Annotated in this window: 8 protein-coding genes and 1 pseudogene; 3 read left to right on the top strand and 6 right to left on the bottom strand. The window is 72.5% G+C overall.

Annotation, left to right across the window (positions count from 1 at the left end; genetic code table 11):
• Window positions 1–9 precede the first annotated feature (9 nt).
• From ACIO3O_RS29880 to ACIO3O_RS29870, 3 genes and pseudogenes are all read right to left on the bottom strand, one after another.
• Entirely contained in the window at window positions 10–2,067 is a 2,058-nt protein-coding gene (locus ACIO3O_RS29880) for an ATP-binding protein (protein WP_401751256.1), read from the bottom strand.
• A gap of 333 nt (window positions 2,068–2,400) precedes the next feature.
• Window positions 2,401–7,728 (bottom strand): pullulanase-type alpha-1,6-glucosidase, encoded by a 5,328-nt coding sequence (gene pulA, locus ACIO3O_RS29875; protein WP_401751254.1) that lies wholly within the window; start codon window positions 7,726–7,728, stop codon window positions 2,401–2,403.
• Window positions 7,729–7,946: 218 nt separating this feature from the next.
• Window positions 7,947–9,323: pseudogene (locus ACIO3O_RS29870) on the bottom strand (alpha-amylase family protein); the annotation flags it as partial.
• A gap of 247 nt (window positions 9,324–9,570) precedes the next feature.
• Between ACIO3O_RS29870 and ACIO3O_RS29865 the strand changes: the two are divergent.
• Complete coding sequence (locus ACIO3O_RS29865) at window positions 9,571–9,876, top strand: cupin domain-containing protein (RefSeq protein ID WP_401751253.1); 306 nt, start codon at window positions 9,571–9,573, stop codon at window positions 9,874–9,876.
• A complete protein-coding gene (locus ACIO3O_RS29860) occupies window positions 9,876–10,655 on the top strand; it encodes a phosphotransferase (RefSeq protein WP_401751251.1) in 780 nt (259 codons plus the stop codon). The genes ACIO3O_RS29865 and ACIO3O_RS29860 overlap by 1 nt, the downstream gene beginning before the upstream one ends.
• A gap of 59 nt (window positions 10,656–10,714) precedes the next feature.
• On the opposite strand, the gene ACIO3O_RS29855 is transcribed toward ACIO3O_RS29860, so the two are convergent.
• Window positions 10,715–11,137, bottom strand: coding sequence for a MerR family transcriptional regulator (locus ACIO3O_RS29855; protein WP_401751250.1), 423 nt, complete (start codon window positions 11,135–11,137; stop codon window positions 10,715–10,717).
• 58 nt (window positions 11,138–11,195) lie between these two features.
• On the opposite strand from ACIO3O_RS29855, the gene ACIO3O_RS29850 reads away from it, so the two are divergent.
• On the top strand, window positions 11,196–12,170 hold the full coding sequence (locus ACIO3O_RS29850) for an oxidoreductase (protein WP_401751248.1): 975 nt from the start codon (window positions 11,196–11,198) through the stop codon (window positions 12,168–12,170).
• 10 nt (window positions 12,171–12,180) lie between these two features.
• Here the strand turns inward: ACIO3O_RS29850 and ACIO3O_RS29845 are convergent, their stop codons facing one another.
• Together ACIO3O_RS29845 and ACIO3O_RS29840 are read right to left on the bottom strand one after the other, a co-directional pair.
• Window positions 12,181–13,218, bottom strand: a complete 1,038-nt coding sequence (locus ACIO3O_RS29845; RefSeq protein WP_401751535.1) for a LacI family DNA-binding transcriptional regulator — start codon at window positions 13,216–13,218, stop codon at window positions 12,181–12,183.
• The gene (locus ACIO3O_RS29840) at window positions 13,203–14,879 is read right to left on the bottom strand and encodes a glycoside hydrolase family 13 protein (protein WP_401751246.1); all 1,677 of its coding nucleotides are present in this window, start codon (window positions 14,877–14,879) and stop codon (window positions 13,203–13,205) included. The genes ACIO3O_RS29845 and ACIO3O_RS29840 overlap by 16 nt, the downstream gene beginning before the upstream one ends.
• Window positions 14,880–15,295 lie beyond the last annotated feature (416 nt).

The raw sequence follows: 15,295 nt of genomic DNA, 5'->3' as shown, positions 1-15,295 counted from the left end.
ATTTTCGGGTCAGGGGCGGGGTCCGAGGAGAGCGAGCGCGAGGGCGGTCTCCTGGTGGGCCGCGGACCCCTCCCGGTAGGCGCGTTCGTACGCGTCGTCGCCGATCAGCGCCCGCGCCCGCCGCTCGCACTCCTGCCGTACGGGTCCCAGCTCAGGGGTGCCGCGCTGGGGGTGGCCGACCTGTCCCCAGTAGGTGTGGCCGGTGCCGTAGACGCGGGCGGCCTGCTCGCCGTCGCCCTGGGCGGCGAGCGCGGCGGCCAGCAGGTCGAGGCCGAGCGCGATGCCGAAGCTGTCGCCGATCCGGTACTTGGAATCGACCATGGCACGCGCGTGCGCGGCGCAGTCGTCGGCCCGCCCCTGGAGGAGGGCGATGAGGGCGAGCTGGTAGTCGGCGTAGGCGCGCGTCCAGCACTCGCCCTGGGCGGCGCAGATCCGCCGCAGTTCCTCGGCGGCGGTCCTGGCGTCGTCCAGTTCGCCCATGCCGGTGAGCGCGAAGACCCGCACGAGGCGGCAGCGGAGCTGGGCGGCGGAGTCGAAGGGGCCGCCGGGGCGGGCGGTCAGGCACCGGTCGGCGACGGTGTGGGCGGCCCGGGGCCGTCCCATCAGCAAGTACGTGATCCCCAGCAAGTACGCCGCGCTGAGCATGTCGTCGGGGTTCTTGTCCTGCCAGGCGGCGACGGCGCACTGTTCGCCGAGCTCGCGCGCACCCTCGTGGTCGCCCTGGAGGCTGCTGGCGAAGCCGAGCGCCCACAGGGCGCGCGAGCGGTGCGGGCCGGGGGCGCTGTGGGTCTCCAGGGCGCGGGTGAGGTAGCTGCGGGCCTCGTGGAGGTGGCCGCAGCATCCCCAGTAGAAGCCGACCCGCCCGGCCATGGCGAGGGCCCGGTCGGGGGCGGTCTCCAGGAGGTGGTCGAGGGCGGCGCACAGGTCGGCGTGGGCGGCGCCGATGCGCCGGTACCAGTCGGCCTGTTCGGGTCCGGTCCAGCCCTCGTCGGCGCGGCGGGCGAGGTCGGCGTGGTGTTCGGCGTGCCGGTCGGCGACGCGGGGGGCCTCGCCCAGCTCGCGCAGCCACATCGCGCCGTACTCCCGCAGGGTGTCGAGCATCCGGAAGACGCTCTTCTCCCCCGCTCCGTCGGCTGCCCCACCGTGCTGGAGGACGGACTTGCGGACCAGCCCGCGCAGGGCCCGCCCGACGGTGTCGGCATCCAGCGGCCCCCCGGCGCAGACCTCGGCGGCCGCCTCCTCCCCGAAGTCCCCCCGGAAGACGGACAGCCGGGCCCACAGCAGTCGCTCCAGCGGGGTGCACAGCTCGTGGCTCCACCCGATGGCGGTGCGCAGGGCGCGGTGCCGCTGCGGCCAGGTCCCCTCCTGGGCGAGGACGTCGAGCCGGGCCCCGGCCCGCACGGTGAGCCGCTGGGCCACCTCCCGTACGGAGCGCCCTTCGGCGAGCTGCGCGCAGGCGAGTTCGAGGGCGAGGGGGATGCCTTCGAGGTGGGCGCAGATGGTCTCCACGGCGGTGTCGTCCAGGGGCAGCCCCGGTACGGCGTGCCGGGCGCGCTCACGGAAGAGGTCGGCGGCGCCCCCGGGTCCGGCCAGGGGCAGGGGCGGTACGTCGAAGACGGTCTCGCCGCGGCTGCCGAGGGCCTGGCGACTGGTGGCCAGGACGGTCAACCGGGGGACGGTGGTGAGGAGTTCGCCGAGAAGGTGGGCGACGGGTCCGGTGAGCCGCTCGCAGCAGTCGAGGACGAGCAGCAGCTTCTTGTGCTCCAGCCACTCGCACAGCGCCTCGGCGGGCATGCGCAGGGTGTGGTCGGCGAAGTCGACGGCGTCGGAGACGGTGGCGACGAGGAGGGCGTCGTCGCGCAGCGGTGCGAGGTCGGCCCACCAGACGCCGTCGGGGTACGCGCCCCGGGAGTGCTGGGCGGCCCGCAGCGCGAGGCGGGTCTTGCCGACGCCGGGGGGGCCGGTGAGGGTGACGAGGCGGGACGCGCGGAGGGAGTGGGCGACGCGGGCCAGTTCGGCGCGGCGGCCCACGAAGGTCGTGGTTTCCTCGGGGAGGTTTCCCAACACGGGGTCATTCTTGCGGACTTGGGGGCGGGCCGCTGGGGCGCGGGCGGAGTCGGGTCGGCAGCCGGTGCCGGGGCGGATTTCTCCCCTACCCGCCCCTTCCCGTAACCCTGCGGGGCTGGTCGTGGCTGGGGTTTTGCGCAGTTCCCCGCGCCCCTTTCAGGGGCGCGGGGAACTGCGCGAGCAACCCACCACAAGCCGCGCGGCCGAGCGCTTTAGGTGAAGGGGCGGGGCCGGGGCGAAATCACCCCGGCGCCGGGGACGACACGAAGAGGCCCGCCCCCGGCACCCCGCACCCGGACCCGGCACGCGGCACCCCGCACCCAGCCCCCACGCTCACCCCGTCGCGCGGAAGACCGCCACCGTCCGGGCCGGGACCGTGAAGGTCCCCGAGGACGCCTCGTACGAGGATCGCTTGACCACCGGGTCGGCACCCTGAGCCTGCACCGGGTGCAGCCCGAAGCCCCGTCCCGCAGCCCCGGGCACGGCCTGCCGCACCTCCCCCGGCGTCGCGTTGAAGACGACCACCAGTTCCCCGAGCCGCATCGTCACGACCCCCGGGGTCTCCCCCTTCCCCGACAGCGGGAAGGAGAGCCGGGACTGGACCTCCCCGGCCGTGGCCAGCGCGAAGTCCGCCTCCGTCGTGCGGATCTTCAGCAGGTCCCGGTACGCCGCCGACGCCCCCTCGATCTCCGGGCAGCCGACCGCGACCGACGTCAGCAGCGGCTTCCCGAAGCCCCACTTGGGCCGGTTGTCCGCCGCCATGGGCAGCCCCCGCCCGAAGCCGTTGCCGTCCCGGCACTCCCAGTGGATCGCGTTGAACCAGTCCCCGCTGTCGTAGGAGTTCCGGTCCAGCGACTTGGACCGCAGCAGGTCGCTCCCCGCCTGGGACAGCGCGGGCCCCTGCGACAGGGCCGCCGTCGCCATCCCCAGCACCTGCATCCGCGCCCGGTCCCCCGCCGACGTCCTGACCGGCAGCTTGAAGGCCAGTGCGTCGAAGAGGCTCTCGTTGTCGTGGGCGTCGGCGTAGGCGAGGGCGTCCCCGGGAGCGGCGGCGTATCCCGCCGGGGAGCCGTTGTAGTCGACCTGCGCCCCCGTGACCGTACGCCCGCCGCTGTCCACGAACGAGTAGCCCGCGAGGTTCCCGCTCAGCCCGACCTTCAGCAGGTCCTGGTAGTGCAGCAGCCGTGCCCGCTGCTCCTGCGGACTCCCATTGCCGGACGAGGAGTTGGGGTCGGTGAACAGCCCCGACGCGAACCCCTGAACGCCCGGGTCCTCGTCGAACGGCCCGCCGCCCCGCACCGCGTCCCGCGCCCGGTCGGAGAAGGTCGCGATGCCGGTGCCCGCCATGTTCTTCTGCGTGGCCTGCACGAAGCGCGCGTCGTCGGCGATCTCGCCGAAGTTCCAGCCCTCGCCGTACAGGACGATCGCCTTGCCGTCGACGCCGTCCTTCGCGACGGTCAGCGCGTCGAGCGCCTTGCGGACGGCCAGGATGTTGGCCTTGGGGTGGTGCCCCATGAGGTCGAAGCGGAATCCGTCGACCTTGTACTCCTTCGCCCAGGTGACGACGGAGTCCACGACCAGCTTGCCCATCATGGCGTTCTCGGGCGCGGTGTTGGCGCAGCAGGTGGAGGTGGCCACGGACCCGTCGGGCATCAGCCGCTGGTAGTAGCCCGGCACGATCCGGTCGAGCACCGACTTCTCCGACTGCCCGGCGGCGACGGTGTGGTTGTAGACCACGTCCATCACGGTCCGCAGCCCGCTCCCGTTGAGCGCCTGCACCATCTGCCGGAACTCGACCGTGCGCCGCGTCCCCTCCGGGTCACTGGCGTACGAGCCCTCGGGCACGGTGTAGTGCAGCGGGTCGTACCCCCAGTTGTAGGCGTCCTTCGCCGCGACCTTGCCCACGCAGGCCTGCTGCTCCTCCGAGTCCTTCGCGTACGACGCCAAGTCGCAGGCGGGGACGGCCTGTTCGGACTTCTTCTCCGGTACGGTCCCGATGTCGAAGACGGGCAGCAGATGTACGTACGAGGTCCCGGCGGCGGCCAGCTTCCGCAGGTGCTGGACGCCCTGGGACCCGGTGTCCGTGAAGGCGAGGTACTGCCCGGGGTGCCGGGCGGTCCGGTCCTCGACGGAGAAGTCCCGGACGTGGAGCTCCTGGATCTGCGCGTTCCGCAGGGGCACGGCGGCGGGCTTCTTCAGCCCGTTCCACCCCTGGGGCGCGAGCTTCGGGTCACGCAGGTCCACCACCAGGCTGCGCGCCGAGTCCGTCGTCAGCGCGGTGGAGTACGGGTCGGTGACCCGGTTCGTGACGACCTTCCGCACGCTGGGGGCCCAGATGGTCACCTCGTACACGTACGGCTTTCCGGCCCACCCCCGTTCGCCCTCCACGGACCAGACACCGCTGCGTGCGTCGCGCCGCATCGGCACCTTGCGCCCGGCGAGGTCGAGCACGACCTTCTGCGCGGTGGGCGCCCACACGGACAGCGTCGGCCGGCCTTCCCGGAAGACGGGCCCGAGCGCGGCCTTCTCGGCGTTCGCCGCGTAGGTGGCGTCGAGGACTCCGGGGAGCTGTACGCCGGTCGCCGCCAACAGGGCGCCGTTCGCGGCCCGTTGTGTCGCGATGACCTGCCCGCGCAGCGCGCCCTCGGCCCGGTCGCGGTCGCGTGCGTCGACCACGAAGGCCGGATAGTCCTTCAGGTGGGGGTACTTGGCCTTCTGTGCCTCGCTCAGTGCACCCGGGTTGAGCCGCAGCCACTGCCCCTCGTCGCTGAGCGCGCCGTCGACGACCTCGATGCCGCCGTCCTTCGCGTACACCAGTTGCTGGCTGGTCGCCTCGGTCGCCTTGACCTTCCAGACGACGGTGTCGCGGTCGATCCACTGCGCCTCGGCCTTGCCGAGGTCGAGCCCGCCCGCGCCCCCGGCCTGCGGCAGGACGTACGTCGGCTGCCCGGCGAGCGCCCACACCTCGTGCCCGTACGTGGCGAGGTCGAGGGACTGGTCGGTCGGCAGGTCCTTCTCGTCCCCCTTGTGCAGGATGTACGACAGGGAGGTGGCCCCGGCCGCCAGAGGCACCTCGTAGGTGACGCCGTACGCGTCCTTGCGCACCGGCAGCAGCGGCTTGGCCCAGTCGGTGGGGTCCTTGGCCCCGGTCCAGACGTGGAGCCCCCAGCCGTCGTAGTTCCCGTCGGTGCGCTGGTAGTGCAGGACGACCTTGGTCTTGTCCTGCGGCGGGTAGGCACCCTCGGGCGCCTTGGTGAGCTGGCCGTCCTTGCCCTGCTCGACCCAGACCTCTCCGGTCGCGGCGAGGTCGACGGTCCGCGCGGGCCCGTCGGCGGTGCCGCCCTTCTCGACGGTGTACGGGAAGGAGGTCGCCCCCTCGGGCAGCTTCACCCAGGCGAAGGCACCGTAGGCGTCGCGCCCGGTGAACTCGCCCGTCCCGAGTGGGGACTTGAGCTGCCAGCCGTCGTACGCCCCGTCCGCCCGCTTGTAGTGCACGACGGCGTACGTGCGCTCCCCGGCGCGGGGCTTCTCGGGCGGGGGTGTCTTCCCCGCCGTGGTCGCGGCGGGGGCACTGGCCGTGCGTCCGGCGCTGTCCACCACAACTGCCTTGTACCGCAGGGCGGTTCCGGCATGCGTGGCCGCGTCGATGTACTGGGTCACCTTGTACGGGGCGTGGTCGGCGGAACCGAGGACGCGCCAGGGTCCGTTGCCGACCTGGGCGGCGAAGACGACACGGTTGAGCTGCCCGCCGGTGGGTGCGGCCTCGATCTCGACGGTACCGGTGGCGCCGGGGGCCGGTGCCTTCAGGGTGAGGGAGGGCTTGGCGGCGGGGGCCGGGAGGGGCTTGTCGGCCTGGAGGACGAGGCTGGAGAGGGCGGGGACGGTGACCTTGACCTTCCCGCCGGTGGGGGTCACGGCCGCGGTGCCGCCGTAGATCGTACGGAAGGCGCTGCCGCTCGCGACCGGGATCTCGACGGTCTTGGCCTCGGTGGCGCTGTTGGTGGCCACGACGTACTCGACCTTGCGCCGGGCGTCCGTACGGGAGAAGGCGTACACGGAGCCTTCCGCGTACCGCTCCTCCTGCACGCCGTCGCGCAGGGCCGGGTGCGCCGTGGTCAGCTTCGACAGTGCGGCGATGGACCGGTAGATCGGGTGCGTGGTGTCGTAGGCGTCGTCGGCGTGCGTGCGGTCGGTGCCGAGCTGGTCGTCGTCGAGGTAGTCGGGGGTCTGGGAGGCGAAGAGGGTCTGGCGGGAGTCCTTGTCGCCGCCCGCGCCGGTGAAGCCCTGCTCGTCGCCGTAGTAGACGACGGGATTCCCCCGCCCGAGGAACATCAACTCATTGGCCAGCCTCGCGCGTTGGACGAGTTCGGCGTCCGTCGCCTTCGGGTTGTCCTGCTTCAGGAAGGTGCCGATGCGGCCCATGTCGTGGTTGCCGGTGAAGGTCACCTGCTCGTACGCGTTGGCCTTGTCGGTGGTGTAGCGGTAGTCGGCCCCGTAGACCCGGGCCAGTCTGTCGGCGCCGCCGCTCCGGGAGGCGTAGCCGCGCAGGGCGTCCTGGAGGGGGAAGTCGAGGGTGGCGTCGAGGCGGCCGCGGGTGACGTAGGGGGAAGTGACGGCCGGATCGGCGTCGTACACCTCGCCGAACAGGAAAAAGTCGTCGCGCCCGCGCTTCTTGGCGTAGGCGTCGAGGGCGGTGGCCCACTGGGTCCAGAAGTCCAGGTCGACGTGCTTGACGGTGTCGATGCGGAAGCCGTCGATGTCGAAGTCCCGCACCCACTTCTCGTAGATCTCCTCCATCCCCCGGACGACCTCGGGCCGTTCGGTCCAGAGGTCGTCGAGGCCGGAGAAGTCGCCGTACTCGGCGCTCTCACCGGCGAAGGTGGAGTCGCCCCGGTTGTGGTACATCAGCGGGTCGTTGAGCCAGGCGGGCGTCTTGCGCTCGCCGGCGCGCGGGGCGGGGGTGTAGGGGAAGGAGTCCCGGTCGACCTTGCCCGTCTTCGCGCGGTCGTCGAAGGGCCGACCCTCCTTGTCGAGGTACGGATACGCACCCTTCGGCCGGTACCCGTACTTCTTCTCGGCGTAGTCGACGGTGTCGGCGGTGTGGTTGGTGATGACGTCGAAGAAGACCTTCATGCCCTTGGCGTGGGCCTTGTCGATGAGCCGCGCCAGGTCGGCGTTGGTCCCGAAGTGGGGGTCGACCTGGGTGAAGTCGGTGATCCAGTACCCGTGGTACCCGGCGGAGGCGTCCTTCCCCGCCCCCTGCACGGGCTTGTTCTTGAAGATCGGGGCCATCCAGATGGCGGTGGTCCCGAGACCCTTGATGTAGTCGAGCCGGTCGGTCAGCCCCTTGAGGTCGCCGCCCTGGTAGAAGCCCTTGTCGGCGGGGTCGAAGCCGTGGTCGAGACGGGTGCCGGTGAGGCCGCCCCGGTCGTTGCGCGGGTCGCCGTTGGCGAAGCGGTCGGGGAGGACGAAGTAGAACTGGTCCCGGGTGAGGTCGTGCCGGGCGGGCTGTTTGGCCAGGTGGGCGTCGGAGGGCGGGGCGGGCGCCTTCGGGGCGGCGGGGCCGGGGTCGGCGAAGGCGAGCGCGGCGGGGGCGAGTGCGGCGCACAGGGCCGCACTCACGACGCCGACGACGGCTCTTCGCAGGGGGGTGGGTATCACGGGCGGGGTCTCCTGATGGGGCGGTGGCCTGGCGGGAGGCGGCGGGGATGCGGCTCCACTGCTGAATGTTCTTGCAGCAAGACGGCAGAAAGTTCTTGCGCGTGACGGTACGAGGGAGGCGGGGAGGGGTCAAGAGGTTGGACGGGACGGGTATTTGGGCTGGTCAGACGGGGGCGGGCCGACCTGTGGGCCGCCCCCGTACCGCCCCCGCACTGTTAACAGGCCCGTGCGCCCGCGTGCAGGGCGATCGCCGTGCCCGACGGGGCGGTCGCGGTGAAGCGGCCCGAGCCGTCGACCGTCACCGGGCGGTTGCTCTGGACGTCGCAGTAGGTCCCGCCGGGCAGGGACGTCTGGAAGGTACGGGTCAGCGGGGCGCCCTCGCGGTTGATGACCACGTACGCCTTGTCGCCGCGCCCGAAGGCGATCTGGTTGCCGCCGTTGTCCCACCAGCCCGTGACCGGCTGTCCCGTGGCGGTGTTGCGCAGGGCCACCATGGAGGCGATCTCGCGCCAGTCGTGCTGGCACTTCCAGCCGTCGGCGTAACAGGCGTTCACCTGGCCGCCGTTGGGCGGGCCCGCGTCCTTGTCGGTCCACTCGTACCCGGAGTGGACGTCGGGCGATCCGTAGGGCCACGCCAGCATGAAGACGTTGGCGAGCGTATAGGTGCTGCCGGCCTTGTAGTTGAGGGTGTCGCCGCCGCGCTCGGTGTCGTGGTTGTCGACGAAGACGGACGACTTCCCGGACGCCATGAAGCCCCAGCCCTCGCCGAAGTTCTTCAGCCAGGACAGACTGCCGCCCTGGAAGGCGGACTTCAGCCCGCGCGCGTACCGGAACTCCTGGACGTCCCCGGTCCCGAGGTACTCGCTCGGGGAGACCGCCTCCCCCTCGCCGTAAATGGCCTCCTGCTTCCAGTACGCGCCCGGGTCGCGCAGCCTGCCCCTGATCGCGGCGAGGTCGGCGGCCGGCATGTGCTTGGCGGCGTCGATGCGGAAGCCGTCGACGCCGAGGGAGCGGAGGTCGTCGAGGTAGGCGGCGATGCGGGTGCGGACGTACTCCTCGCCCGTGTCGAGGTCGGCGAGGCCGACCAGTTCGCAGTTCTGGACGTTGGAGCGGTTGCGGTAGTCGGTGATCGGGGCGCGGCAGTCGTCCAGGTCGAAGCCGGAGTAGGTGCCGGGGTAGTCGTACTTCCGGTACGGGGAGCCGCCCGTGCCCGTGCCGTCGCCCGCCGCCATGTGGTTGATGACGGAGTCCGCGACGACCTTCACACCCGCCCCGTGACAGGTGTCGACCATGGCCTTGAAGGCCGTACGGTCGCCCAGCCGCCCGGCGATCCGGTAGCTGACGGGCTGGCACGAGGTCCACCACTGGCCGCCCTGGATGTGCTCCTGCGGCGGCGAGACCTGGACGTAGCCGTAACCGGCGGGCCCGAGCCGGTCGGTACAGGCCTTCGCGACGGAGCTGAACCTCCACTCGAAGAGCACGGCGGTGACGTCCTTGCCGCCGGGCGGGGAGGCCTGGGCGGCGGGTCCGGGGGCGACGAGGAGGGCACTGGTGGCGGCGAGGAGGGCGAGGGCGGTGGGGAGTCTGCGGGGCATGGGGATTCCTCCGGTGGGGGCACTGCGCAGGCTTCTGCATCTTCTTGCAGCAAGTACCGGGAATTTCTTGCGGGGTGACGCTACGAGGAGGCCCTGACGGGGTCAACCCTTCGCGCAGAGACCCGTTCCACCGACAGCCTTTGCCGAACGGTCGACCACCCGTCCATGCAGGTCGGGTAACTTCCCAGCCATCCAGGGAAATTGATGTGCGGTCCCGTCGGTGCGGGGTCGCCGGAAGGGGTGTGCCATGGAAGCGGTCAACCTGCTGGAGACCTCGGCGGGCCTGCCGGAGGCGTGGCGCTCGCGCGCCCTGGGCCGGGTGGGGACGGCCTGCGTGAAGGTGCTGCGCATGGACGCGCTGCCGGTGACGGAGGAGAGCCACCCCACCACCGAGGCCCTCCTCGTCCTCGACGGTCGCCTCGAACTCACCGTGGACGCGCGGGATTTCACCCTGCACTCCGGCGAGCTGTTCCTGGTCCCGGCGGGTGCGCGGCACACGGTCCGCCCCGGGAGCACGGGCACCCTCGTCATCGTCGAGACACCGGAGGACTGATGCCCGACCAGCAGGAGTTCCGGGGCGGCGTGAACGTCGTCCACCGCCACGGGGACGTCGTCCACCGCCCGCCCTCCCCCGCGGCCCCGGCGGTCCACCGCCTCCTGCGGCACCTCCACGCCCGGGGTTTCCACGGCGCACCCGAGCCGCGCGGCTTCGCGCCCGACGGCCGCGAGCGGCTCACCTTCCTCGACGGCCACGTCCCGGACACGCTCACCCCGGACCTGCGCACCCCCGAACTCCTCACCTCCGCGGCCGCCCTCCTGCGCTCCCTGCACGACGCGAGCACCGGCTTCGCCGCCCGCCCCGACGACGCATGGCTGTTCCCGCCCCGCGCACCGGCCGAGGTGATGTGCCACGGCGACGCGGCGCAGTACAACTGCGTGGTGCGCGACGGGCGGGCGGTCGCCTTCATCGACTTCGACACGGCGCACCCCGGCCCTCGCGTGTGGGACGTCGCGTACGCGGTCTACCGCTTCGCCCCCTTGCAGGCCCCGGCCAACACCGAGAGCTTCGGTACGCCGCAGGAGCAGGGGCGACGGGTGGCCGCCTTCTGCCGGGCGTACGGGGCACACCTGGTGGGCGCCGAGGTGCTGGACGTCGTACCGGACCGGTTGCAGGCCCTGATCGACTTCATGCGGGAGCAGGCCCGGCAGGGCGACGCGGCGTTCCAGCGGCACCTCGCGGAGGGCCACGCCGATCTGTATGCGGCGGACATCCGCTACGTACGCACGCATCGGGAGACCTTGCGGGCGGCCTTCGGGGCGGAACGAACCTGACCGCCACGCCACGCAACGCCCCGCCTCGGTGGACGCCGTGCCGAACGGCTTGTCGGGCCTCAGCCCGTCGGGTCCCAGAGGCCCCCGGCCTCGCCCCGCTCCAGGTGCTCCGCGTACACCCCCACCTTCCAGTTGATCACCGATCGGCACTCCCCCAGCGCCCGTATCTGCGCATCCACCCGGCTGCGGTGCGCGTCCAGCAGGCGCAGGCGTTCCGCCTCGTTGCCGCGGCCCGCCCGGACCAGCTCCGCGAACCGTTTGAGCTCGGCGAGCGGCATGGCCGATTCGCGGAGCTTCACGCAGACCAGGAGCCACTCCACGTCGACGGGTGAGTACCGCCTGCGGCCCCCCGTGGTGCGCCGGACCGGGCCGACCAGCAGCCCCTCGCGCTCGTAGAACCGCAGCGCGTGCACGCTGAGGCCGGTGCGGTCGGCCACCTCGCCGATGCTCAGGGAATCCGCCGGGTGCCCGGTGGCCGTCATGCGCCCCTCCACCTCGCCGCTTGATCTAGACCGTCCTCTAGATCGTAGCGTCGTGGCCATGACCAGCAGCAGCGTGCAGCAACCGCTCAACTCCCCCCATTTCGCGACCAGTACGGTCGAGGACGTCCTCGCGGGCATCGACCTCTCCGGGCGCACCGCCGTCGTCACCGGCGGCTCCTCCGGGCTCGGCCTGGCGACCGCCCGGGGGCTGGCCTCGGCCGGAGCGCGCGTCGTGGTTCCGGCGCGCCGGCCCGGGGCCGCCCGTGCCGCCCTCGCGGACGTGCCGGGATGCGAGGTCCTTCCCCTGGAGCTGACCGACCTCGGATCCGTCCGTGCCGCTGCCGCGTTGATCGGCGACGTCACCGACAGCGTGGACATGCTGCTGTGCCTCGCCGGGGTCATGGCCACCCCCGAACGGCACGTCGGGCCCGGCTGGGAGAGTCAGCTCGCCGCCAACCACTTCGGGCACTTCGCGCTCACCTGCGCGCTGTATCCCCTCCTCGCCGCCCGAGGCGGCGCCCGCGTCGTCGTCAACAGCTCGGCCGGGCACACCCTCACCGACTTCCGCTGGCACGACCCGCACTTTCGCACCGGATACGACAAGTGGCTGGCCTACGGGCAGGCCAAGACCGCGAACTCCCTGTTCGCGGTGCACCTCGACGCTCTCGGCCGCAGCGACGGCGTCCGGGCCTTCGCCCTGCATCCGGGGAAGATCCTGACCGGGCTCCAGCGGGAGATGACGCTCCAGGAGCAGGTGGAGCGGGGGTGGGTGGACACGTACGGGAACCTCGTCGCGGCCGACTTCAAGAGTCCTTCCCAAGGAGCCGCCACCGGCGTGTGGGCGGCGACGTCACCGCTCCTCGACGGGCACGGCGGTCTCTATCTGGAGGACTGCGACGTCGCCCGCGTCACCGCCCCCGGCACCCCGATGGACGACGGCGGCGTCCGCCGGTACGCCGTCGATCCCGACGCCGCGGCGCGGCTGTGGGACCTGTCCCTCGCGGCGACGGGGGCCGCACCGATCGGCCGGTGAACCTGCCGGTTCAGGGGCGGGCCTGGGAGGTGGAGCCCCGTACCACCAGCTCCGGCTGGAAGACGTACTCCGTGCGCTGGACGGGGTTGCCGCCCAGTTCCTCCAGGAGTGCGCCCACCGCTGCCGAGGCCATGGCGTGGACCGGTTGGCGGACGGTGGTCAGGGGCGGGTCGGTGAAGGGGATGAGGGGGGAGTCGTCGTAGCCGACGACGGAGAGGTCGTGGGGGACGTGCAGGCCCCGGTCGCGGGCGGCGCGGATCACGCCGAGGGCCATCATGTCGCTGCCGCAGATGATGCCCGTACAGCCCTGGTCGAGGAGGGCGACGGCCGCGGCCTGGCCGCCCTCGACGCTGAAGAGGGTGTGCTGGACGGTTTCTTCGGCGCTGTCCCCGAGCGCGGCGAGGTACGCCTCGCGCTTGCGGTGGGAGGGGACGTAACGGACCGGGCCGACCGCCAGACCGATGCGGGTGTGGCCCAGGTCGGCGAGGTGGGTGACGGCCATGCGGACCGCCGCGTGGTCGTCCGGGGAGACGAAGGGTGCGCTGATGCGGTCGTTGTAGCCGTTGATCAGGACGTACGGGATGCCGCGCGCGGCCAGGGAGTCGTAGCGGGCGGGGTCGGCGGAGAGGTCGGCGTGCAGGCCGGAGAGGAAGATGATGCCGCCGACGCCCCGGTCGACGAGCTGTTCGACGAGTTCGTCCTCGGTGGCGCCGCCCGGGATCTGGGTGCAGAGGATCGGGGTGTAGCCGTGGCCCGCGAGCTGTTGCTCGATGATCTGGGCGAAGGCCGGGAAGATCGGGTTGGTCAGCTCCGGGGTGACCAGGCCGATGAGGTCCGTCGCGCGGGGTTTCAGGCGTACGGGGCGGGCGTAGCCCAGGACGTCGAGGGCGGCGAGCACCCGGTGGCGGGTGGCGGCGGCCACGCCCGGCTTGCCGTTCAGGACGCGGCTCACCGTCGCCTCGCTGACCTTGGCCTGCGTGGCGATGTGGGCCAGCCGGGGAGCGGGGGTGCCGCTCCCCGGCGCGGGGTGTGTCACACGGACCACCAGACGGTGCTGTCGGCGGGGAGGATCAACTCGCCCTCCTCGACGGCCACTTCGGCGCTGGAGAGAAGCACGCGGCCGGGGGCCTGGATGCGTACCGGCTCGGTGGTGGTGTTGGCGGTGCAGACGAACTCGCCGCGGGAGAAGGCCAGGACGCCGGACGGGGTGTCCCGCCACTGCACGTCCGTGCCCGCGCCCAGGTCGGGGTGGGAGCGGCGGACGGCGAGGGCGGAGCGGTAGAGCTCCAGGGTGGAGTTCGGGTCGCCGGTCTGGGACTCGACCGAGAGGGCCGCCCAGGAGTCGGGCTGCGGGAGCCAGCTGCCGCCCTCGCCGAAACCGTACGAGGGACCGGTGGCCGTCCACGGGATCGGCACCCGGCAGCCGTCGCGGTAACCGTCCTGCCCGGCGGCGCGGAAGAAGGAGGGGTCCTGGCGGACCTCGTCGGGGAGGTCGGTGACGTCGGGGAGGCCGAGCTCCTCGCCCTGGTAGACGTACGCCGAGCCGGGCAGGGCGAGCATCAGGAGGGTGGCGGCGCGGGCGCGGCGCAGGCCCAGTTCGCGGTCCCCGGCGGTGCGGATCTGGGTGCCGAGGCCGGGCGGGTTGGCGAAGCGGGTGGCGTGGCGGGTCACGTCGTGGTTGGAGAGGACCCAGGTGGCGGGGGCGTCGACGGGGCGCATGGCGGCGAGGGAGGTGTCGATGACCTCGCGCAGCGCTTCGGCCTCCCAATGGGTGCCCAGGTACTGGAAGTTGAAGGCCTGGTGGAGTTCGTCGGGGCGGACGTAGTTGGCGGTGCGCTCGACGGTGGGGGTCCAGGCTTCGGCGACGCCGATGCGTTCGCCGGGGTACTCGTCGAGGATTTCGCGCCAGGCGCGGTAGATGGCGTGGACGCCGTCCTGGTCGAAGAAGGGCATCACGTCATTGCCGAGCAGCTTGAGCTGGTCGTGGGAGCCGATGTCGGGGAGCCCGTCGGCCTTGACCAGACCGTGGGCGACGTCGATCCGGAAGCCGTCGACGCCCATGTCGAGCCAGAAGCGCAGGATCGAGCGGAACTCGTCGGCGACGGCCGCGTTCTCCCAGTTGAAGTCGGGCTGCTCGGGGGCGAAGAGGTGGAGGTACCAGTCGCCGGGGGTGCCGTCGGGGGCGGTGGTACGGGTCCAGGCGGGACCGCCGAAGACCGACTCCCAGTCGTTCGGCGGGAGTTCGCCGCCTTCCCCCTTCCCGGGGCGGAAGTGATAACGGGCGCGGAGGGGCGACTGGGGTCCGTCCGCGAGGGCGCGCTTGAACCACTCGTGCTGGTCGGAGGAGTGGTTGGGGACGAGGTCGGTGATGACGCGCAGGCCCAGCGCGTGGGCGTCCCGGATGAGGCCGTCGGCGTCGAGGAGGGTGCCGAACATGGGGTCGATGGCGCGGTAGTCGGCGACGTCGTACCCGGCGTCGGCCTGCGGGGAGGCGTAGAAGGGGCTGAGCCAGACGGCGTCGACGCCGAGGTCGCGGAGGTAGGGAAGGCGGGACCTGACTCCGGCGAGGTCGCCCATGCCGTCACCGTTGCCGTCGGCGAAGCTGCGGGGGTAGACCTGGTAGATCACGGCGTCGCGCCACCAGGGGGTGGGGGTGGCGGCCGGGGCCTGGGTGGCGCTCGTGGCAGGGGCAGCGAGGTGCTGGGTCATGTCGTCCCTGGGTGTGTGGGGTGTACGGGGTGGATGGGCGGGGCCGGTGTACGACTCCGCCGCGGAGGGGGCGCCCCTCTAGGGGCGCGGGACTGTGCTGGCTCTGCGGCTCCGCCGCGCGGGCGCGACCGCTTCGTGCCCCGTCAGGGGCGCGGGGAACTGCGCGACCAGCCACGACGCGCCTGCACGGAACCGTGCAATTGCCCCGCGGGTTTAGGTGAAGGGGCGGGGTTGGGGACCTGCCTTTCCGGTACGAGGAGTGCCGGGCTCCTCCTGGACGGGCGTCCGGTGTCGGGGCCTGGCCGGGACCCCTCTGGACGCGCACCCGGCACAGGTGCTGGGCCAGGGGCGGCACCCGGGTGGGCCGGGAGCGGGAGGGGCCGCCCCCTTGCCCGCCCGTCCCGCCCCCGGGGGGC

Origin of the sequence: Streptomyces sp. NPDC087440 (assembly GCF_044744005.1) — a bacterium.
Lineage (GTDB): Bacteria > Actinomycetota > Actinomycetes > Streptomycetales > Streptomycetaceae > Streptomyces.
Note: the sequence above shows the minus strand (reverse complement) of the source record. Positions and strands in the feature narration are given on the sequence as shown.

Bases quoted from the DNA above. Each gene is read 5' to 3' on its own strand.
- ACIO3O_RS29850 (WP_401751248.1), top strand. From the start codon at position 11,196: ATGACCAGCAGCAGCGTGCAGCAACCGCTCAACTCCCCCCATTTCGCG.
- ACIO3O_RS29840 (WP_401751246.1), bottom strand. From the start codon at position 14,879: ATGACCCAGCACCTCGCTGCCCCTGCCACGAGCGCCACCCAGGCCCCG.
- ACIO3O_RS29860 (WP_401751251.1), top strand. From the start codon at position 9,876: ATGCCCGACCAGCAGGAGTTCCGGGGCGGCGTGAACGTCGTCCACCGC.
- ACIO3O_RS29865 (WP_401751253.1), top strand. From the start codon at position 9,571: ATGGAAGCGGTCAACCTGCTGGAGACCTCGGCGGGCCTGCCGGAGGCG.
- ACIO3O_RS29855 (WP_401751250.1), bottom strand. From the start codon at position 11,137: ATGACGGCCACCGGGCACCCGGCGGATTCCCTGAGCATCGGCGAGGTG.